This is a genomic window from Streptomyces sp. NPDC045846 (genome assembly GCF_056431605.1).
This window is the reverse complement of record NZ_JBWKKJ010000001.1, coordinates 853,861-873,779: the sequence shown is the minus strand read 5'-3', so window position 1 is coordinate 873,779 and position 19,919 is coordinate 853,861. Positions and strand designations below refer to the sequence as shown.

The window sequence follows — 19,919 nt, the reverse complement described above, 5'->3', positions numbered from 1 at the left end:
CCTGAAAGGAGCGGCAGTTGACCTCCGCACCGCTTGTCGCCGTCACCGGAGCCGAAGGCTTCATCGGCTCCCACCTCACCGAGGCCCTCGTCGCCTCCGGGCACCGCGTCCGCGCGATGGCCCAGTACAACTCGTTCTCCTCCTACGGCTGGCTGGAGACCCTCCCGGCCGACGTCCTGGACCAGGTGGAGATCGTCCTGGGCGACGTCCGCGACCCGGGCTCCGTGCGCGCTCTCGCCGAAGGAGCCGAGGCCGTCTACCACCTGGCGGCCCTGATCGCGATCCCGTACTCCTACCAGGCACCGCACAGCTACGTGGACACCAACGTCACCGGCACGCTCAACGTGCTCGAAGCCGTCCGTGCCCTGGAGACCCCGCGCCTGGTACACACCTCGACCAGCGAGACCTACGGCACCGCCCAGACCGTGCCGATCACCGAGGACCACCCGATCAACACCCAGTCCCCGTACGCCGCTTCGAAGGCCGGCGGGGACCGGCTCGCGGACAGCTACTACGCGAGCTTCGCCACGCCCGTGGTGACGCTGCGCCCCTTCAACACCTACGGGCCGCGCCAGTCGATGCGGGCCGTGATCCCCACCGTCATCGGCCAGGTCGCGGCGGGCTCGCGCACCATCACGCTCGGCGACCTGCGCCCGACCCGGGACTTCACGTTCGCCGCCGACACCGCGCAGGCCTTCCTGGCCGTCGGCACCGCTCCCGCCGAGCGGGTCGTGGGGCGGACGTTCAACGCGGGGACCGGCACCGAGATCTCGGTCGGCGACCTCGTGCGGCTCATCGGCAAGGTGATGGGCGCCGAACTCGACGTACAGGAGGACGGGCAGCGCATCAGGCCGGCCAACTCCGAGGTGATGCGCCTGGTCGCGGACGCGAGCCGGCTCACCGAGGCCACCGGCTGGCAGCCGGGGCACGGCCTGGAGGCGGGACTTGAGCGGACCGCGGAGTTCTTCCGCGACCCGGCCAACCTCGCCCGCTACAAGACCGGCATCTACAACATCTGAGTCCGCAAGGCCCATTCTCAGGGAGGCTTCCATGCACGCAGTGATACTCGCCGGAGGCAAGGGCGTACGGTTGCGGCCCTACACCACGGCGCTGCCCAAGCCGCTCGTCCCGATCGGCGACCAGCACGCGATCCTGGAGATCGTGCTGCGCCAGCTCGCGGCCGCCGGGTTCACCGGATGCACCATCGCCATCGGCCACCTGGGCCAGATCATCCGCGCCTACGTGGGCGACGGCGAACGCTGGGGTCTGAACATCGACTACAGCACCGAGGAGAGCCCGCTCGGCACCATCGGCCCGCTCCTGACGATGCGGGACCGGCTGCCCGAGTCCTTCCTCGTCATGAACGGGGACATCCTCACTGACCTCGACTACGCGGACGTGCTCACCCAGCACCGCACCAGCGGCGCGCCGCTGACGATCGCGACCTACGCCCGCAAGGTGCACATCGACTTCGGGGTGCTCACCACCGACGACACCAAGGTGGTGGCCTTCACCGAGAAGCCCAGCATGGACTACCGGGTCTCGATGGGCGTGTACGGACTGTCGCTGAGCACCCTGGCCGCCTACACCCCGGGCCTTCCGCTCGGCTTCGACGAGCTGGTGCTCGACCTGCTCAAGGCCGAGACCCCGCCGCACGCCTACGCGTTCGACGGCTACTGGCTCGACATCGGCCGCCCGGACGACTACGACCGGGCGAACGCCGAGTTCACCTCGCACCGCTCCCTGCTGCTCAAGGGGGCCTGAGCCGCCCATGCGCATTCTCGTACTGGGCCACAGCGGCTACCTGGGCGGTCATGTCGCCCGGGAGCTGCGCGCCCTGCCCGGCGTGCGGTTCTTCGGCGGGGGACGCGGTCCGTCCGCGGACCTCGACGTGGACCTCGCCACCGTCGGCCCCGGCCCGCTGACCGAGCGGCTCTTCTCGTTCGCCCCCGACGCCGTCGTCAACTGCGCGGGGGCGGTCGGCCCGCAGTCCATGGCGCTTGCCGAGGTCAACGTCCGGGGTCCGGCCGTGCTGTGCGCGGCCCTGCGGGAGGCCGCGCCGACCGCCCGGCTCGTCCACTTCGGCTCGGCCGCGGAGTACGGGCCGAGCGGGATCGGCGAACGCGTCACCGAGCAGTCCGCGGCCCGCCCGAGCACCTTGTACGGCGCCACCAAGCTGGCGGGCACCCTGGCCGTCACCTCCTCGGGTCTGGACGCCGTGGTCCTGCGGATCACCAACCCGGTCGGACCCGGCGCGCCCGCCGCCGGGCTGCCGGGCCGGCTCGCGCGCCAGCTGCGCGATCTGGAGCCCGGGGCGACGGTGCGGCTCGGCGACCTCTCGGCGCACCGGGACTTCGTGGACGTCCGCGACGTCGCCCACGCCGCGGTCCTCGCGGCGACCGGCGGCACCCCGCTGCCCCCCGTGCTCAACATCGGCAGCGGACAGGCCGTCCCGGTCAGGGAGTTGGTGCACGAACTGGTCCGCGCCGCCGGTTTCAAGGGCCGGATCGAGGAGGACGCCGAGGGTTCGGCCCGCTCGGCGGACGTGCCCTGGCAGTGCTCCGACCCGGCCGCGGCACGCACCACCCTCGGCTGGTCGCCCCGGCACGCCCTCGCCGATTCCGTCTCCGCGCTGTGGGCGGCCGTGCGCGCCGAGCCGCGTCGGGAGCCGGTGCACTGATGCTGCTCGTTCCGCTCTACGTCCACCCCGCCGAGGACCCGGCCGCCTGGCAGCGGCTCGCCGAGGAGGCGGCCGGCCTCTACGGGGTGGTGCTCAACACGGCGGACGGGCCCGGGTCCGCCCCGGACCCGGCGTTCCTCGAGCCGGTCGCCGCGCTGCGATCGGCCGGGGTGCGGGTGCTCGGCTACGTCGACCTGGACTACGGCGCGCGGCCGTCCGCCGCCGTGGTGCGCGACGTGGAGAGACACCGCGCGTGGTACGGGGCGGACGGCCTCTTCCTGGACCGGGCGCCCGCCGACCGCAGCGGCCTGCCGTTCGTGCGGCGGGCCGCCCGGGCCGCGCGGCAGGCGGGCGCGACCACCGTGGTGCTCAACCCGGGCGTCCATCCCGCGCCCGGCTATCTGCGGATCGCCGACCTGATCGTCACCTTCGAAGGCCACTGGACGACGTACGTGTCCGCCTTCACCCGGCCCGGCTGGGCCGACCGCCAGCCGCCGGAGCGCCTGTGCCACCTGGTGTACGGCGTGCCCGGGGCGCTCCTCGCGCTCGCCCTGCGCACGGCGGGGGAACGCGGCGCGGGCGTGTGCTGCGTGGTAGAGCGCGAGTTACCCAATCCGTGGGCGGAGCTGCCGCCCGTGCTTCCCGGAAAGACGCCATGAACCGCACCCTGGCCCGCAATCGGACGGCGCTGCTGTGCACCGCCACCGCCCTGCTGCTGCTCGCCTCCGCCTGTTCCTCCGACACCTCGGACGACGACGCGGACGGCCCGGACACCCCGCGGCCCACGACCACCCCCGCCCCCTCCCACTCCTCCCCCGGCACGCCGTCGCCCAGCCGGTCCGCGCCCCCCTCGCCCAGTGGTTCGGCCCCGGCGAAGGTGTGGCAGCCGAAGCCGGGCACCGCCTGGCAGTGGCAGCTCAACGGCCGGGTGGAGAACGGGCCCGACGTGCCGGTGTACGACATCGACGGCTTCGAGAACACCGCGGCCGACGTCGCCAAGCTGCACGGCCAGGGCCGCAAGGCGATCTGCTACGTCAACGCGGGCGCGTGGGAGAACTTCCGGCCCGACAAGGACGCCTTCCCGCGCGCGGTGCAGGGCGAGAACAACGGCTGGGAGGGCGAGCGCTGGCTCGACATCCGGCGCGTCGACGTGCTGCGGCCGCTGATGGAGCGCCGGTTCGACATGTGCAAGGAGAAGGGCTTCGACGCGGTCGAGCCGGATCTCATGGACGGCTACCTCAACAAGACAGGCTTCCCGCTCAAGGCCGCCGACCAGCTGGCGTACAACCGCATGCTCTCCGAGATCGCGCACGCGCGGGGGCTGGCGGTGGGGCTCAAGAACGATCTCCAGCAAATTCCCGACCTGGTGGGGTCCTTCGAATTCGCGGTCAACGAGCAGTGCGCCCAGTACGACGAGTGCGCGCTGCTCACGCCGTTCGTGAAGGCGGACAAGGCGGTGTTCCACGTCGAGTACGAGCTGCCCACCAAGGACTTCTGCGCCGAGTCCGACAAGCTCGGCCTCTCCTCCATGCGCAAGAACCTCAAGCTGGACGTCTGGCGCCAGCCCTGCTGAGCGGGTCGCGTCAGCCGAGGAGGACGGCGATCAGGGAGAGGGACGCCATCGACAGGAGGGTCGAGAGCAGCACGGTGTCCCTGGGGAGCGCGGTGTCGAGCCGGTACTCGGAGGCGAAGATGAAGGCGTTCTGCGCGGTGGGCAGTCCGGCGCAGAGCACCACCGCGAACAGGTCGTGCCCGTCGAGCCCGAAGGCCCACCGGCCCAGCGCGTAGGCGAGCAGCGGCTGCCCCGCGGTCTTCAGGGCGACAAGCAGGGCGCGCTCGGCCCGCGCCCCCGGGTCGGCCGCCGCCCGCGCGGTGAGCGACATGCCGAGGGCGAACAGGGCCGCGGGGACGGCGCCGCCGCCGAGGATGGTGAGCGGGGAGGTCACCTCGGCGGGCAGCCGCAGGCCGAGCGCGGCGACGGCCACCCCGGCCGCCGAGGCTCCGACCACCGGGTTGCGTACGGGGAGTTGGAGCATGCGCAGCCATCGCCTGGCCGCGTCCCGGCGCACGTCGAGCTCTATGAGCACCAGGATCAGGGGCGTGATGAACAGCATCTGGAAGAGGGCGGCGGCCACGATGAAGGACGTGTCGTGCAGGACGTGCACGGCGACGGGGATGCCGAGGTTCGCCGAGTTCACATAGGAGGCGGCCATCGCGCCGATCGCCTGCTCGGCCTTCTTGCGCCGGAAGAGCCGCCGGCTCGCGATCAGCCCGGCGGCGAAGACGGCGAGCAGGCTGAGCGCGAACACCGCGACACCCGGCTGCGCGAGCTCGCCGGGCCGGGACTTCGCCATCGTCAGGAACAGCAGCGAGGGCATGGCGAAGGTGAACGCGAAGCGACCGAGGACCTGTTGGGCCTGGTCGCCGAGGAGGTTGAACCGCCCGGCGGCCCAGCCGAACGCGGTGATGGTCCAGATGGGCAGGAAGCCGGAGAGAACCGAATGCACCGGCCAAGGATGCCCGACCGGTGTCCGCCGGGCGCCGCCGGGGTCGCGCTGAGCGAACGCCTCCCCGTGGGCGGCCGCGCTCAGAAGGGGTGGTCCGCCGGTTCGCGGCGCACGGTGGTCCAGCGCAGTTCGGTGAAGGCCTCCAGGTTGGCCGAGCCGCCGAACCGGGCGCCGGTACCGGACGCCGCGATCCCGCCGAAGGGCGCGACCGCCTCGTCGTTGACCGTCTGGTCGTTGATGTGCGCGATCCCGGTCGGGACGCGTTCCGCGAGCTCCAGGCCGAGCGCGGTGTCCCGGGTGACGATGCCGAGCGAGAGCCCGTAGGGACCCGCGGCGGCCAGGGCGGCGGCCTCGTCGAGGGTGGTGAAGGAGCGGACGGGCGCCACCGGGCCGAAGACCTCTTCGGCGTAGGCGGGCGTGTGGTCGTCCACGTCGGCGAGCACGGTGGGGCGGTGGAAGAGGTCCCGGTGCGTGCCGCCCGCCGCGAGCCGCGCGCCGCCGCCGGTACTGGCCGCCACCAGGGCCTGGATCTTGGCGAGTTGGTGGCGGTCGATGACCGGGCCGAGGTGGACCTGTTCGCGGTACGGGTCGCCGACGGCGAGCGCGTCGGCCCGGTCGGCGAGCCGCTCGACGTACTCCTCGTACAGCGAGGCGTGCACGAGGTGGCGGCCGGTGGTCATGCAGATCTGGCCCTGGTGGAAGAAGGAGCCCCAGGTCGCCTGGGCGACCGCGCCCTCGATGTCCGCGTCAGCGAGCACGACGAGGGCGGAGTTGCCGCCCAACTCCAGGTGTGCGCGCTTGAGGTGGCGTCCGGCGGCCTCGCCGACGCGGCGCCCGGCGGCGGTCGATCCGGTGAAGGAGATGACGGGTGTCAGCGGGTGGGCGACGAGGGCCTGACCGGTCTCGGCACCGCCGGGCAGGATGTGCAGCAGCCCCTCGGGCAGCCCGGCCTCCGCGAACACGGCCGCGAGGGCGAGGCCGCCGCAGACGGCGGTGCGCGGGTCGGGCTTGAGCAGGACCGCGTTGCCCAGGGCCAGTGCGGGCGCCACCGAGCGGATGGAGAGGATGAGCGGGGCGTTGAACGGGGCGATCACCGCGGTCACGCCGACCGGGACCCGGCGGGTGTAGGAGAGCCGGGGCTGTTCGCTCGGCAGCACCTCGCCGAGCGGCCGGGAGGCCAGGGCGGCGGCCTCGTAGCACTCCTGCGCGGCGACGTGCAGCTCGAAGTCCGCCTTGCCCGCGACCGACCCGGACTCGCGGATCAGCCATTCGCGCAGCTCGTCGGCGTGGTGGGTGAAGAGATCGCCCGCCCGGCGCAGGACCGCCGCGCGTGCGAAGTGCGGGGTGCGCGCCCAGGCGGCCTGCGCCGCGGCGGCGGCTTTGGCGGCCGCGTCGACGTCCTCGCCCGTGGCGAGGAAGACGGCGCCGAGCGCCTCGCCCGTGGCGGGTTCGACGACCTCGTACTCACCCCCGGCGAGCGGTGCGGGCTGCCACGTCTTGGGGTCGAGCAGGGTCATGGAGGATCTCCCGTCACACGGTCGGGCGAGGTGAAGTTCCTTACGGGGCACGGCAGTTGGGCGCAGGCAACAGACCGATCGGGGCGCCGCGCGGGCCCATCGTAAGATGCTTCACCGCTCAACGAAACCTTGGGGGGTCTGGCGGCGCCGTCCACTCGGCGGGGCACCGGGGCCGCACCGCGCATGCCCCGAGGCTTCAACTCCCGTACACCGTCGTGGGGTCAGCGTTCCAGGACGAGGGCCAGGCCCTGGCCCACGCCGATGCAGAGGGCGGCCAGGCCCGTGCCGGAGCCGGCGGCGGCCAGCTGGTGGGCGACGGCTCCGGCGAGCCGGGCTCCGGAGGCGCCGAGCGGGTGGCCGATGGCGATGGCGCCGCCGCGCGGGTTGACCACGGCGGGGTCGAGGCCGGGCCAGGCGGCGAGGCAGCCGAGCGACTGCGCGGCGAACGCCTCGTTCAGTTCGAAGGTGGTGAGGTCGCCGAAGTCCTTGCCCGCCTTGGCGAGCGCCTTGCGGACGGCCTCGACGGGGCCGAGCCCGAAGAGCTGGGGCTCGATGCCGGTCACGGCGGAGCTGCGGACGCAGGCGAGCGGCTCGCGCCCGGTGGCGCGCAGTCCTTCCTCGTCGACGAGGAGCAGGGCCGCGGCGCCGTCGTTGAGCGGGGACGCATTACCCGCGGTCACCGAACCGTCCTTGCGGAAGGCGGGCTTGAGCCGGGCGAGCGCCTGGGGCGTCGAGGACTCCCGGATGCATTCGTCACGGGCCAGATCGACGCCTTCGTAGGGGACGACCTCGCCGTCGTAGAGGCCCTTGGCCCAGGCCTCGGCGGCCTTGCGGTGGCTGTCGAGGGCGAAGGCGTCCTGCTGTTCGCGGGTGATGCCGTGCCGCTCGGCGATGAGTTCGGCGCCCTCGCCGAGGGCGACCGTCCACTCGGCGGGCATCTTGGGGTTGGTCATGCGCCAGCCGAGGGTGGTCGAGTACATCTGCTGGTGGCCCGCGGGGAAGGCCCGTTCGGGCTTCTGCACCACCCAGGGGGCGCGGGACATCGACTCGACGCCTCCCGCGACGGCGATCGAGGCGTCCCCGACGGCGATGGCGCGGGCCGCCTGGATCACGGCTTCCAGACCGGAGCCGCAGAGGCGGTTGACGGTGACGCCGGGCACCGAGACGGGCAGCCCCGCGAGCAGCACGGCCATGCGGGCCACGTCGCGGTTGTCCTCGCCCGCGCCGTTGGCGTCGCCGAAGTACACGTCGTCGATCCGGGCCGGGTCGAGCTCCGGGGTGCGGTCCACCAGCGACCTGACCACGTGCGCGGCGAGGTCGTCGGGCCGCACCGCGGCGAGCGCGCCCCCGAACTTGCCGATGGGGGTGCGGACGGCGTCGACGATGTACACGTCGCGGATGCTCATCGGGTCTCTCCCACGGATCGCTTCACCGCTCGGCGGCCACCACGGCAGCCTGTTCGCCCAGTGAAGTGATGTTCATGAATGGCTGCGCCCGAGTCTCTGCCCACCGCCGCCCGCTGTCAACGGGCCCCGGCCGAAACATGATCACGGCCGCTCCGGGACCTCCCTGACCACCACGCTCAGCCCGAGGTCGAGCTCGGCTCCGTCGACCAGGAGCGCCTCGACGGCGCGCGTGGCGCAGTCGATCTCGGCCACGATGCCGTGCCCGGCGTAGCGCGGGTAACCCGAGACCCCCGCCTCCCCGGTCGCCTCGACGACGGCGGACCGCACGGCGCTGTCCGCGACCGAGGCGTTCCCCCGGTCCTCGACGTGTTCGGGAACGAGCAGGATCTCGAAACGCCGGGGGTGCCGGCTCGGGCGCTGCGGTTGGTTGCTCATGCTCCGACGCTAGACACCCGGGGCTCCGGACGCACGTCCTTCCGCCCCATGAACCTGCCAAGCCTCACCCGGCACAGAGACACCACCGGGAGAGCCGCCGCCACCGGAGCCGCCGCTCAGCTCGACTCACGCGGCAGGGCCCGGGCGCCCATCAGGTCGTGGCGCTCCGGGGTGCCGTCCGGGTCGCGCACCACGCGGTCCACCAGCTCGGCCAGGTGGCGCCCGGTCACCATCTCCACGTGGACGGTGCTGAGGCGCGGCCGCAGCAGCCTGCCGAGCAGAAGGTCGTCGGCGCCGATCACGGCGGCCTCGCCCGGGACATCGATGTCAGCGTCCTGGAGCGCGCGCATCAGGAGCATCGCGTACTCGTCGTTGTAGGCGAACACCGCGTCGAGCCCCAACGCGCGCCACCGGCCCGCGAGTTCGGCCGCGGATTCCTCCGTGTACGCCATGGACACCGGCTCGATCACCGCGTCGGTGCCGTGCACGGCCTTGCGGGCGCCCGCCAGGCGCGGCTTGGAGAAGAGTTCGAGGCCCGGCTCGTCCGGCATCAGCACGCCGATCCTGCGGCGGCCCCGCTCGCGGAGGTGGGCGACCGCGCTCTCGCCGATCTCGCGCTGGTCCATCACGAGCGCGTGGGCGCCCTCCACGCGCTGCGGGCCCAGCGTGATGACCGCCCGGGCCCCGGAGCGCTTGAGGAGCCGGACCCCCTGCGCGGTGAGTTCGATCTCGCCCAGCGTGAGCACGGCGACCGGCCGCAGCTCGGCCCACGCGCGGGCCGCCTCGTCGGCGCCGAGCCCGAGGCTGCCGTACTGGACGACCGTGTAGTCGAGCCGGCGCAACTCCCACTGGAGCTCGTTGAAGAACCGGTTGTAGAGCGGGCCGACCGGGATGTGGGCCGTCGGCAGCAGCACGATCCGGGTGTGGCCTGCGCGCAGGCTGCGGGCCGCGGCGTGCGGCACGTACCCCAGCTCCTCGGCCGCGGCCCGGACCCGGACCCGGGTGGGCTCGCTGATCCGCACGGCCGAGGTGTTGTTGAGCACGTAGCTCACGGTCGCCCGGGAGACCCCGGCCAGGCGGGCCACATCGGCGCTGGTCGGGACGGGACGGTCGGCAGGCTGCTCGGGTGTCTGGCTCATCGCGATCGGCATCTTTCCAGACGCCTCCTGCCCGGGGTCTAGCGGATGGCCTGAATTCGATGCTACACAGTGCTTACACGAGCAATTGACACGTGTAAGCATGACAGGCAGGTGACCTCGACCCTTGCGGCCACCGGTGTCACGCGGCTCGCGTTCCTGTCGGGACCCGTCAATTCCGGCCGGTCAGGACGCCGTCCCGGGCCGGCTCGTGATCCCCGTCCGCCTCTTCCCACTCCTCGGAGGGCAGCGTGGCCCTTTCCTCCCCCGGCACCGGCATCCCGGCGGTCCTCCCCGCCCCCGCTCCCCGGCCCGCGCGCGGGCTGCTGCCGCTGCTCCTGCTCGGCAACACCGCTCTGTACGCCCTCTACATCGGCGTGCCCGGCGTGCTGCTCGCGCTCCAGATCGAGCACCTCGACGCGGCGCACAAGGTCGCCGACCTCGGTCTCGTCTCGGGTGTCTCCGCGATCTTCGCGACCGTGTTCAATCCGGTGGCGGGCGCGCTCTCCGACCGCTCGGGGCGCCGCAATCCCTGGATACTCGGCGGCGGGCTGCTCGCCCTGCCCGTGATGTTCCTCCTCGGCACGGTCCACACGATCCTGCTGGTCACCATCGTGTGGTGCCTGGGTCAGGCGGTGCTCAACGTCTACCAGGCCGCCCTCACCTCCGTCGTCCCCGACCGGGTGCCGCTCGCCGCACGCGGCAGGGCGTCGGCCGCCGTGGGGCTCGGGCTGCCGTTCGGCTCGACGATCGGCGCGCTGCTCGGCGCCGCCTTCTCGGACCACTACCGCACCGGCTACCTCGTCCTCGGCGCGCTGGTGGCGGCCGCCGCGGTGATCTTCACGGCGGGCGCGCACGAGGAGCGGCGGCCCGCGAGAGCGCCGCTGCCGCTCGCCCGGCAGGTCGCCGCGTTCACGGGGGCGCTGCGCGACCACGACTTCCGCTGGGCGTTCATCGGCCGCGCGCTGTTGGTCCTCGGCTACTTCGCGGTGGCTGGATATCAGCTCTACATCCTCCAGGACCACACCCGACTGCCCGCCGGACTCGCCCCCGAGCGGGCGGTGGCGATCCTCATGCCGGTCAACGCGCTCGCCATGGTCGTCTCGACCGTGCTCGGTGGCTGGCTCTCGGACCGGCACGACCGCCGCAAGCTGTTCGTCGGGGCCTCGGCCGCTCTCTCCGCGGCGGCTCTGGTCATCCCGGCGCTCTCGCCGAGTTGGCCCGCGATGATCGCCTTCTCGGTCGTCAACGGCCTCGGCTTCGGCTGCTACATGGCGGTCGACACCGCGCTGGTCACCCTGGTCCTGCCGAAGGCCGAGGACGCCGCCCGCGACCTGGGCGTACTCAACGTCGCCAACGCGGGCCCCCAGATCGTCGCCCCCTTCGCGGCCTCGCTGATCGTCTCGGTCAGCGGCGGCTACACCGCGCTGTTCCTGGCCGGAGCCGCGCTCTCGGTCCTGGGCGCGCTCGCCGTGCGCCCGATCAGGTCCGTGCGCTGAGACGTACGGATCCCGGGCCCGCGCCCACCTGACGGGCGCGAGGGCCGGGGCCCGTATCCGCACGGGTCGCCGGGGCGGGCGCGTACCTGACGGCCGCGCCGGTCCGGGACCCGTGTTTGTACGGTTCCGGGGCGGGCCCGCACCTGACCGCGCCGCCCGCCCCGGTCCGTACCCCAACCGCCCGACAGCACCACCCTACCGAAAGGCATCACCGTGCAGCTCAACACCCGTACCTGGGGAGAGGGCGACCGTGTCGCGCTCCTGATCCACGGGATCATGGCCGACCACCGCACCTGGCGGAAGGTCGGCCCCGCGCTCGCCGAGCGGGGCTACCGCGTCATCGCGGTGGACCTGCGCGGCCACGGCGCGAGCGGGCGCGGCGAGTACACCGCCGAGCTCTTCGCCGACGACCTCGTCGAAAACCTCCCCGCCGAGGCCGAGTTGGCCATCGGGCACTCCCTCGGCGGGCTCTCGCTCTCGCTCGCCGTCGAGCGGCTGCGGCCGGCCCGCGTGGTGTACTCGGACCCCGCCTGGAACGTCAACACCCAGGAATCGGGGGTCAGTCCGGAGCTCTTCGCCCAGTTCAAGTCGGTGAGCCGCCAGATGATCGCGGATCTCAACCCGCGCTGGGAGGCCGAGGACGTCGACATCGAGGTGGAGACGCTGAGGCTCTGGGACGAGAACTCCGCGATAGGTCTCGCGCCGGTGTTCGGCACGGACCGGGTTCCGGCGAAGGCCGTCGTGCCCTCGCTCGTCCAGTTCGCCGACGCGAGCTTCCTGTTCGACGCGGCCGAGGTGGCCCGCCTCGAAGCGCGCGGTTTCGAGGTCCGTACGGTCAAGGACGCGGGACACACCATCCACCGCGACGACTTCGAGGGATTCATGGCCTCCCTGGACGGCTGGATCTGACGATCCATCAAACGACCCGGGCGGCAGGCCACCCTCGTGCCCCCTGCCGCCCGGGGTGAGGTCCTCCCTCGGCCAGGTCGCCGGCGCCGGACAGGTCGGTGACGGCGGTGGTCGGCTACGCTCCCCCGATGAGCGAGGACATGGTGGGGCTGCTCGGGCGGGTGACCGGAACGGTCGGGCCCGGGCTCGTGGGCGAGGTCATCGTCAGGATCCGGGGCGGGGCCGAGCACTTCCTGGCGCACCCGGCCGCCGGCACGCAGCGGCTGGAGACCGGGACGGTCGTCACGGTGGTGGAATACCTGCCTCCGCGCACCGTGTACGTCATGGCCGCGTACGACAACTGAGCATCCCCACGCTCAGGTTGACCAGCGCTTTCACCGGTGCGTATCAAGATTGCGACAAGGATCCGTCAGCGTCTTCACGCCACCTCGGGCCAGGAGCAAACTCCCCCCGTCAGTGCCGAACGGCACTGCGTGAAGGGGGCGTATGCCGATGGTCATCGGCGTCGCGGCGGGACTCGTTCTCGCCGCCATCATCTTTCTGGTCGGCCTGTTCAAGCTCATGTGGCGGGTGGCCGAACCGAACGAAGCACTCGTCATCTCCGGTTCCAAGCACAGGACCGAGGGGCTCGGCGAGGGCATGGGGTTCCGGATCGTCACGGGCCGGGGAACCCTCGTACTGCCGGGTGTGCAGGCGGTCCGGAAGCTGTCGCTCGATCTCAACGAGACGGAGCTCTCGGTGGACTGCGTGACGCAGCAGGGCATTCCGCTGCGGGTGCGCGGCGTGGTCATCTTCAAGGTGGGCGACGACTTCGTGTCGATCGCCAACGCGGCCCGTCGCTTCCTCGACCAGCAGAAGATGATGTCGGACCGTGTGCACAACGTCTTCGCGGGTCATCTCCGGTCCATCGTGGGCGGGTTGACGGTCGAGGACATGATCCGGGACCGGGAGAAGCTCACCGGGCAGACCCGGGCCGCGTGCGGCACGGAGATGGAGAAGCTCGGTCTGATCGTCGACTCGTTGCAGATCCACGAGATCGAGGACCCGACCGGTTACATCAAGAACCTGGCGATGCCGCACGCGGCCGCGGTGCAGCGGGACGCGCGGATCGCGCAGGCAGAGGCGAACCTGCGGGCCACCGAGGCCGAACAGGCAGCGTTCGCGCGGATGTCGGAGGCGACCCGGGACAGCGAGATCCTCCAGGCGGGCTACCAGGCCGAGCGCGACAAGGCCGCGGCCAGCTCCCGCCAGGCGGGCCCGCTCGCGGACGCCGCCGCCCGCCAGGAGGTCGTGGTCCAGGAGACCCGGGTGGCCGAGCTGGAGGCCCACCGGCGCGAGCAGCAGCTCCAGGCGGACGTGCGCAAGCCCGCCGACGCCCAGGCCTACGAGAAGCGGACGCTGGCCGAGGCCGAGCGTGACGCCCGCATCTCGGCCGCCCAGGCCAAGGCGAAGGAGACCGAGCTCGCGGCGGCCGCCGAGGCGACCCGGGTGAAGGCGGCCGCGGCCGCCGAGGCCCAGGCCACCGAGGCGCGCGGGATCGCGGCCGCCAAGGCGACCCGCGCGACGGGTGAGGCCGAGGCGGCGGCGACGCAGGCCAGGGGTCTCGCCCAGGCCGAGTCGGCGAAGGCGCAAGGCCTCGCCGAGGCGGAGGCCATCAAGGCCCGCGCGGCGGCGCTCGCGGAGAACCAGGAGGCCGTGGTCGCCCAGCAACTCGCCGAGAACTGGCCGCAGATCGTGCAGGCGGGCGCGTCCGCGTTCGGCAACGTGGAGCACATGGTGCTGCTCAACGGCGCCGAGGGCATGTCGGAGATGTTCGCGAAGGCCCTCACGATGGGTGGCACGGGCCTCGGCCTGGCCCGCCAGCTGCTGGCGTCGATGAACCAGAACGGCGAGTCCCCCAACGGGCATTCCCCGGTGACGGGTTCGCCGCTGTCGACCTCGATACCGATCACCGAGGAGGCGCGGCGCGGGGACAAGTGAGCTCCGCGATAGGCGAGTTGGCCCCCGCCCGGGCATCCGGGCGGGGGCCGTCGCGTACGGGGGGTGCGGCTCAGACGGGGAGCGTCTCCACGGGCGGCCCGTCCGCGTACTCCTCGGTGATCTCGCGCGGCCCGAACGGCCACACCTTCTCGAAGCGCGCCCACAGCAGGAAGGCGACGCAGCCGAGCGCCACCCAGGCCAGGGACCATTCGATGGGGTGACGGCCGGGCGAGTTCTTGTCGGCGTAGCCGTAGATGGTGAGCCAGCCGACCAGGGCGATCAGGCTGGGCAGCGGGTAGAGCCACATCCGGTACGGGCGCCGCAGCCCGGGCTGTCGTGCGCGCAGCACCGTCACGGCGAGGATCTGCGCGAGCGCCTGCACGATGACCATCACGGTGGTGAGCAGCTGGATGAGGGTGGTGAGATCGGTGTGCCGACCGATCATGAAGCCGACGGCGGTGACGACACCCATGGTGACCAGGCCCAGCATCGGGAAGCGGTGCCTGGGGTGCAGCTTGGCGTACGGGCGGAAGAACACCTTGTCGCGGGCGGCGTCGTAGGGGACCCGGGAGCCGCCGAGCAGTCCGGTGAAGACCGAGGCGAACGCGGTGACCAGGATGAGGACCGTGACGACGTCGGCGGCGCCCTTGCCCCAGGCCTTCTCCAGGACCGCGGAGGCCACCGAACTCGACGCGATGTCGTTCGGGTCCTGCATCCGGTTCCAGTCGATGACGCCGAGGGTGCCGATCTGGAGCAGCAGGTAGATCACCATGATGCCGAGGACCGAGTAGATGATGGAGCGCGGCAGGGTGCGCCCGGGGTCCTTGATCTCGGCCCCCATGTAGGCGGTGGTGTTGTAGCCGAGGTAGTCGTAGATGCCGATGGTGAGGCCCGCGGCGAATCCGATCCAGAAGTGACTGCCCGTCAGATCGAAGGCGCCGGACGGATAGCTGAAGGCCAGGTGCGGGCTGAAGTCGGTGGCGGCGGCGACGATCACCAGGGCAACCGAGGCGATCATCACGGCCCACATCACGGCGGCGAGCCGGGCGATGTTCTCGATGCCGCGCCAGAGCAGCAGGACCACGAGGACGATGACCCCGAGCCCGATCAGGTCACCGGCCGTCCGCCCGAGGTGCGGGGCGAGGTAGCCGAGGTACTGCACGAAGCCGACCACGCCGGTGGACATGGCCAGCGGTATGAACAGCATGGCCGTCCACACGAAGAGGAACGGCATGAGGCGGCCGGTGCGGTACTGGAAGGCCTGGCGCAGGTAGACGTAACTGCCGCCGGATCCGGGCAGCGAGGCGCCGAGTTCGGCCCAGATCAGACCGTCGGCCAGCGCGAGTATCGCGCCGGCGACGAAGCCTATGACGGCCTGCGGGCCGCCGAAGGCGGCGACCATCAGCGGGATGGTCACGAAGGGGCCGATCCCGCACATCTGGCTCATGTTGATGGCGGTGGCCTGGAAGAGTCCGATCCTGCGGACGAAGCCGCCGGCCGGCGGAGGGGTTCCGGACACTGGGGTCCTCCCTGGGCTGATGACGAGAAGAGGGAGCTACTGCCGATTCGCCAGTGCGGGGATTCTCCCGGCGTTGGGCGTGCTTAAGTTAAGTACCTTTACTTTCACCGTCAAGGGGTCGTCAGTGAGCAGCTCGGACCGATGCGTGAGAATGATGCGATGACCAGCAGCGACGAGGGTGGCGACCTGCCCTGGACCCCGCAGCGGCAGCGCAGTTCGAACGAGCGGCTGCTGCTCGACCGGCTGCGCGCCGAGGGCCCCGCGTCCCGGGCCCAGCTCGCGCGCGACACCGGTCTGTCCAAGCCCACCGTGTCCAGCGCGCTCGCCTCGCTCGAACTGGCGGGCCTGGTCCGCGAGGCGGGCACCATGATCCCCGAACGCGGCCGGGCCGCCGTGCTCTACGCGCCTGATCCCACCGCCGGCTACGCCCTGGGCATCGACATCGGACGGGCCTGGCTGCGGATCGCCCTCGCCGACCTCGACGGCACGGTCGTGGCCCGCTCCGACGTCCGCAACCACGCCCGCACCTCGGCAACCCTGGCCGAGCTGGTCGTCACCAGCGCGCACCGGCTCGTGGACGACTCGGGCGTGGACGCGGACAAGGTCGCCCAGGCGGTGGTCGGGACGCCCGGCGTGTACGACGCCGGCAAACGGCGCGTCCGCTACGCGCAGCACCTTCCCGGCTGGGGCCGGCCGGGGCTCTTCGACCAGATGACGGAACGGCTCGGCATCCCGCTGGCGGTGCAGAACGACGCCAACCTGGCGGCACTCGGCGAGTACACCTTCGGCGTCGGCGCGGGCAGCAGGCTCTTCGTGTACGTCATGATCGGCACCGGTCTCGGCATGGGCGTGGTCAGCGAGGGCCAGCTCTTCACCGGGGCGCACGGGGGTGCCGGGGAGATCGGCTTCCTGCCGTGGCCCGGCCACCAGAAGCCGGACACGCTGGAGGACGCGGTCTCCGGGGACGCGGTGGTCGCGGCCGCGCGCTCGCTCGGCATGGCGGGTCCGCTCACCGCGAAGGACGTCTTCGACGCGGCCCGGGCCGGAACCACCCCCGCCGTCAAGGCGGTTCAGCTGGAGGGCGAGCGGATCGCGCACACCGTCGCGGTGGTCGCCGCCGTGCTCGACCCCGATCTCGTGGTGCTCGGCGGAGGCGTCGGACACAGCGCGGACCTGCTGCTCCGCCCGGTGCACGAGACGCTGCGGACGCTCACCCCGCTGCGGCCGAAGGTGGCGCCGAGCTCGCTGGGCGAGGACGCGGTGCTGCTCGGCGCGGTGGCGACGGCCCTCGGCACGGCTCGGGACGTGGCCTTCGAGCGGCGCTCGGCGCACTGATGAGGCCCCGTCACCACAGCGGCGGCCCGCTGATTGACATGCCCCACTCACGCCTCTAGCTTGCAGGTACGGGTTAGTAAGGTTTCTTTACTTGCTTGGCTCCGTATGGAGCCGCTCCCCGGACCCGAGCTGTTCCCGGCGTGACCCGATGGCGGCTCGCACTGTTCTCCAGCCGAGTCGCCCTAGCGATGCGCGGATGTTCCGACCAGCCCTCTGGGAGACGACCGTGTTCCACCGCCCCGCCCCCGCGCGCCGAAGGACCGCCGCCGTCGCGGTACTCGGCCTGCTCCTCACCCTCACCGCCGGCACCTCGTCGGCGGCCCCCGGCGCGCCTGTCGCCCGCGGCCCGGTCACGCCGGTCGCCTCGGCGCCGGGCAGCGCGACCGCCCTCACCGGCTACGCGATCCGGTCGACGGTCGAGGTCACCGACTCCCCCGCCGCCGTGTCGAGCCCCGGCTACCCCGCCACCGGCTGGACCCCGGCGGGGCCCCGCTCCACGGTGCTCGCCGCGCTGCTGGCGTCCGGCGCGTACGCCGACCCCTTCTACTCGACCAACCAGGAGAAGATCCCCAAGGCGGACTTCACCGTCCCCTGGTGGTACCGGTCGGACTTCACCGTCGCCGACACCTCCTCCCGCACCTACCTCGACTTCAGCGGAGTGATCTCGGCCGCCGACGTGTACGTCAACGGCACCCAGGTCGCCGACAAGAGCGCGGTCGCGGGCGCGTACACCCGACACGAGCTGGACGTCACGGAGTTGGTGCGCCGCGGCACGAACACGGTCGCCTTCCGGATCCAGCCCAACAATCCGAAGAAGAACCTGACGACGGGCTGGATCGACTGGCTGCAGCCCCCGCCCGACCAGAACATGGGCATCGTCCGCGACGTGCTGGTCAGGCGGGGCGGACCCGTCGCTCTGCGCGACGCGCATGTGGTGACCGCGCTCGCGGTGCCTTCGCTCGCTTCGGCGGAGCTCACCGTGAAGGCGCAGGCCCGCAACGACTCGTCGGCCCCGGCCACCGCGACCGTGTCCGGCACGATCGGACAGGTGGCCTTCAGCCAGAGCGTCACCCTCGCGCCGCACGAGACGAAGCCGGTCACCTTCGCCCCGTCCGCCTATCCCCAACTACGCCTGACCGCACCGCGGGTGTGGTGGCCGGCGGGCATGGGCGGGCAGCCGCTGTACGAGCTGAACCTGACGGCGTCGGTCGCGTCCAGCACCTCCGACACCGCCCACGAGTCGTTCGGCGTCCGGGACGTGAAGGCCCCGCTGAACACTGACGGAGCCCGCCAGTACTCGATCAACGGCCGCCCGCTGCTGATCAAGGGCGGCGGCTGGTCCCCCGACGAGTATCTGCGCTGGGACCACACGTACGTGGAGGACCGGCTCGCCTACGCACGCGACCTCGGGCTCAACACCATCCGCCTGGAAGGGCACATCGAGCCGGACGAGTTCTTCGATGTGGCCGACCGCCTCGGCATCCTCACCATGCCGGGCTGGGAGTGCTGCGACAAGTGGGAGGGCCAGGTCAACGGCGGCGAGCCGGGCGACAAGTGGACTCCCGCCGACTACCCGGTGGCGAAGGCGTCCATGGCCGCCGAAGCCGCTCGTCTGCGCGACCATCCGAGCGTGATCTCGTTCCTGATCGGCAGCGACTTCGCCCCCGACGCGACGATCGAGAAGACCTACGCGGACGCGCTGGAGGCGGCCGACTGGCCCGCCCCGGTGGTGGCGGCGGCGTCGGACAACTCGGCCCCGATCAGCGGGAGTTCGGGCATGAAGATGACGGGTCCCTACGACTGGGTCCCGCCGAACTACTGGTACAACAAGCAGGAGGGCGGAGCCACCGGCTTCAACTCCGAGACCAGCGCGGGCCCCGACATCCCCACGCTCGACACCCTGCGCCGCATGATGTCACCGGCGGAGCTCGACACCCTGTGGAAGTCCCCGTCGGCGAAGCAGTACCACCGCTCCCCCTCCTCGACCTTCGCCACGCTCAAGCTGTACGACGACGCCCTGGCCGGCCGCTACGGCACCCCGACCGGCCTCGACGACTACGTACGCAAGGCACAGCTCGCGCAGTACGAGAACGTGCGGGCCCAGTACGAGGCGTACGGCCGCAACGCCAGGGACGCGGCCAAGCCGGCGACCGGCGTCGTCTACTGGATGTTCAACAGCGGATGGACCTCGCTGCACTGGCAGTTGACGGACCGCTACCTCGATCAGGGCGGCGCCTACTTCGGCGCGAAGAAGGCGAACGAGCCGCTGCACATCCAGTACTCCTACGACAACCGCGCGGTGTCGGTCGTGAACAGCCGCCCCGCCGCGGCCTCCGGGCTCACCGCGCGGGTGACACTCTTCAACACGGACGGCACCGAGAAGTACGACCGGACGGTGAGCGGGCTCGGCGTCGCGGGCGACGGCGCGAGCACCACCGCGCTGACGGTCCCCGCGTCGGTGAGCGGCCTGTCGACCACGTATCTGGCCCGGCTGCTCCTCACCGACGGCTCCGGCAAGGAGGTGAGCCGGAACGTGTACTGGCTCTCCACCCAGCCGGACGTCCTCGACTACGCGAACACCGACTGGTACTACACCCCGACCACGGCGTACGCCGACCTGAGGGGGCTCGCCTCGATGCCGAAGGCGGCGGTGTCCGCGACCGGGACGACCACGACCGGCACGGACGGCACGTCGACGACGACGGTGACGGTACGGAACACGGGCCCGGGGGCGGTACCGGCGCTCCTCACCGATGTGCACCTGGTCGACCGGACCGACGCACCCGTCCTGCCGGTGCACTGGTCGGACAACCAGGTGAGCCTGTGGCCCGGCGAGTCGACGACTCTGACGGCGACGTACCGCACGGCGGACCTGCACGGTTCGGCGCCCCGGCTGCGGATCTCGGGGTGGAACACGGCGACGGCCACCGTGCCGACCAGCTGAGCGGAGGCCATCGCCTGCCAGGGAGGCGATGGCTCCCTTCGGATTGACATGC

17 protein-coding genes are annotated in these 19,919 nt (G+C 72.0%); 11 read left to right on the top strand and 6 right to left on the bottom strand.

Translation table 11 applies throughout. The features are described from left to right. The first annotated feature begins 17 nt into the window (after positions 1-17). From AC07F3_RS03915 to AC07F3_RS03895, 5 genes are read left to right on the top strand one after another with little or no spacing between them, the layout of a single operon-like run. Positions 18-1,019 carry an SDR family NAD(P)-dependent oxidoreductase gene (locus AC07F3_RS03915; protein ID WP_479110151.1) on the top strand — a complete coding sequence of 334 codons (1,002 nt, stop codon included), beginning with the start codon at positions 18-20 and terminating at the stop codon, positions 1,017-1,019. 31 nt (positions 1,020-1,050) lie between these two features. After that, complete coding sequence (locus tag AC07F3_RS03910; RefSeq protein ID WP_479110149.1) at positions 1,051-1,764, top strand: nucleotidyltransferase family protein; 714 nt, start codon at positions 1,051-1,053, stop codon at positions 1,762-1,764. 7 nt (positions 1,765-1,771) lie between these two features. Next, positions 1,772-2,680 (top strand): NAD-dependent epimerase/dehydratase family protein, encoded by a 909-nt coding sequence (locus AC07F3_RS03905; RefSeq protein ID WP_479110147.1) that lies wholly within the window; start codon positions 1,772-1,774, stop codon positions 2,678-2,680. Beyond that, entirely contained in the window at positions 2,677-3,339 is a 663-nt protein-coding gene (locus AC07F3_RS03900) for a spherulation-specific family 4 protein (protein ID WP_479110610.1), read from the top strand. Before AC07F3_RS03905 ends, AC07F3_RS03900 begins: the two co-directional genes overlap by 4 nt. Beyond that, a complete protein-coding gene (locus tag AC07F3_RS03895) occupies positions 3,336-4,253 on the top strand; it encodes an endo alpha-1,4 polygalactosaminidase (RefSeq protein ID WP_479110145.1) in 918 nt (305 codons plus the stop codon). Before AC07F3_RS03900 ends, AC07F3_RS03895 begins: the two co-directional genes overlap by 4 nt. A gap of 10 nt (positions 4,254-4,263) precedes the next feature. Here AC07F3_RS03895 and AC07F3_RS03890 read toward each other — a convergent pair whose 3' ends face one another. From AC07F3_RS03890 to AC07F3_RS03870, 5 genes are all read right to left on the bottom strand, one after another. Continuing rightward, on the bottom strand, positions 4,264-5,187 hold the full coding sequence (locus AC07F3_RS03890; RefSeq protein WP_479110143.1) for an AEC family transporter: 924 nt from the start codon (positions 5,185-5,187) through the stop codon (positions 4,264-4,266). 80 nt (positions 5,188-5,267) lie between these two features. Beyond that, positions 5,268-6,704 carry an aldehyde dehydrogenase family protein gene (locus AC07F3_RS03885; protein ID WP_479110141.1) on the bottom strand — a complete coding sequence of 479 codons (1,437 nt, stop codon included), beginning with the start codon at positions 6,702-6,704 and terminating at the stop codon, positions 5,268-5,270. 221 nt (positions 6,705-6,925) lie between these two features. After that, on the bottom strand, positions 6,926-8,110 hold the full coding sequence (locus AC07F3_RS03880; protein ID WP_479110139.1) for a thiolase family protein: 1,185 nt from the start codon (positions 8,108-8,110) through the stop codon (positions 6,926-6,928). 141 nt (positions 8,111-8,251) lie between these two features. Then, complete coding sequence (locus AC07F3_RS03875) at positions 8,252-8,545, bottom strand: hypothetical protein (protein ID WP_479110137.1); 294 nt, start codon at positions 8,543-8,545, stop codon at positions 8,252-8,254. A gap of 116 nt (positions 8,546-8,661) precedes the next feature. Beyond that, entirely contained in the window at positions 8,662-9,684 is a 1,023-nt protein-coding gene (locus AC07F3_RS03870) for a LacI family DNA-binding transcriptional regulator (RefSeq protein WP_479110135.1), read from the bottom strand. Between the two features lie 248 nt (positions 9,685-9,932). Between AC07F3_RS03870 and AC07F3_RS03865 the strand changes: the two genes are divergently transcribed. The 4 genes from AC07F3_RS03865 (at position 9,933) to AC07F3_RS03850 (ending at position 14,069) form a co-directional block, all read left to right on the top strand. Next, the gene (locus tag AC07F3_RS03865) at positions 9,933-11,180 is read left to right on the top strand and encodes an MFS transporter (protein WP_479110133.1); all 1,248 of its coding nucleotides are present in this window, start codon (positions 9,933-9,935) and stop codon (positions 11,178-11,180) included. Between the two features lie 213 nt (positions 11,181-11,393). Then, complete coding sequence (locus AC07F3_RS03860; protein WP_479110131.1) at positions 11,394-12,089, top strand: alpha/beta fold hydrolase; 696 nt, start codon at positions 11,394-11,396, stop codon at positions 12,087-12,089. Between the two features lie 140 nt (positions 12,090-12,229). After that, the gene (locus AC07F3_RS03855) at positions 12,230-12,433 is read left to right on the top strand and encodes a hypothetical protein (protein ID WP_479110609.1); all 204 of its coding nucleotides are present in this window, start codon (positions 12,230-12,232) and stop codon (positions 12,431-12,433) included. A gap of 142 nt (positions 12,434-12,575) precedes the next feature. Further along, the gene (locus tag AC07F3_RS03850; protein ID WP_479110129.1) at positions 12,576-14,069 is read left to right on the top strand and encodes a flotillin family protein; all 1,494 of its coding nucleotides are present in this window, start codon (positions 12,576-12,578) and stop codon (positions 14,067-14,069) included. A gap of 70 nt (positions 14,070-14,139) precedes the next feature. Here the strand turns inward: AC07F3_RS03850 and AC07F3_RS03845 are convergent, their stop codons facing one another. Then, entirely contained in the window at positions 14,140-15,588 is a 1,449-nt protein-coding gene (locus tag AC07F3_RS03845; protein WP_479110127.1) for an APC family permease, read from the bottom strand. Between the two features lie 159 nt (positions 15,589-15,747). On the opposite strand from AC07F3_RS03845, the gene AC07F3_RS03840 reads away from it, so the two are divergent. Further along, positions 15,748-16,923 (top strand): ROK family transcriptional regulator, encoded by a 1,176-nt coding sequence (locus AC07F3_RS03840; RefSeq protein WP_479110125.1) that lies wholly within the window; start codon positions 15,748-15,750, stop codon positions 16,921-16,923. Positions 16,924-17,119: 196 nt separating this feature from the next. Beyond that, complete coding sequence (locus AC07F3_RS03835; RefSeq protein ID WP_479110123.1) at positions 17,120-19,867, top strand: glycoside hydrolase family 2 protein; 2,748 nt, start codon at positions 17,120-17,122, stop codon at positions 19,865-19,867. The last annotated feature ends 52 nt before the right edge of the window (positions 19,868-19,919 follow it).

Excerpts from the sequence above, each read along its gene's own strand:
- AC07F3_RS03910 (WP_479110149.1), top strand. The coding sequence starts at position 1,051 with ATGCACGCAGTGATACTCGCCGGAGGCAAGGGCGTACGGTTGCGGCCC.
- AC07F3_RS03850 (WP_479110129.1), top strand. The coding sequence starts at position 12,576 with ATGCCGATGGTCATCGGCGTCGCGGCGGGACTCGTTCTCGCCGCCATC.
- AC07F3_RS03870 (WP_479110135.1), bottom strand. The coding sequence starts at position 9,684 with ATGAGCCAGACACCCGAGCAGCCTGCCGACCGTCCCGTCCCGACCAGC.
- AC07F3_RS03880 (WP_479110139.1), bottom strand. The coding sequence starts at position 8,110 with ATGAGCATCCGCGACGTGTACATCGTCGACGCCGTCCGCACCCCCATC.
- AC07F3_RS03885 (WP_479110141.1), bottom strand. The coding sequence starts at position 6,704 with ATGACCCTGCTCGACCCCAAGACGTGGCAGCCCGCACCGCTCGCCGGG.
- AC07F3_RS03840 (WP_479110125.1), top strand. The coding sequence starts at position 15,748 with ATGACCAGCAGCGACGAGGGTGGCGACCTGCCCTGGACCCCGCAGCGG.
- AC07F3_RS03875 (WP_479110137.1), bottom strand. The coding sequence starts at position 8,545 with ATGAGCAACCAACCGCAGCGCCCGAGCCGGCACCCCCGGCGTTTCGAG.
- AC07F3_RS03835 (WP_479110123.1), top strand. The coding sequence starts at position 17,120 with ATGTTCCGACCAGCCCTCTGGGAGACGACCGTGTTCCACCGCCCCGCC.
- AC07F3_RS03895 (WP_479110145.1), top strand. The coding sequence starts at position 3,336 with ATGAACCGCACCCTGGCCCGCAATCGGACGGCGCTGCTGTGCACCGCC.
- AC07F3_RS03855 (WP_479110609.1), top strand. The coding sequence starts at position 12,230 with ATGGTGGGGCTGCTCGGGCGGGTGACCGGAACGGTCGGGCCCGGGCTC.
- AC07F3_RS03905 (WP_479110147.1), top strand. The coding sequence starts at position 1,772 with ATGCGCATTCTCGTACTGGGCCACAGCGGCTACCTGGGCGGTCATGTC.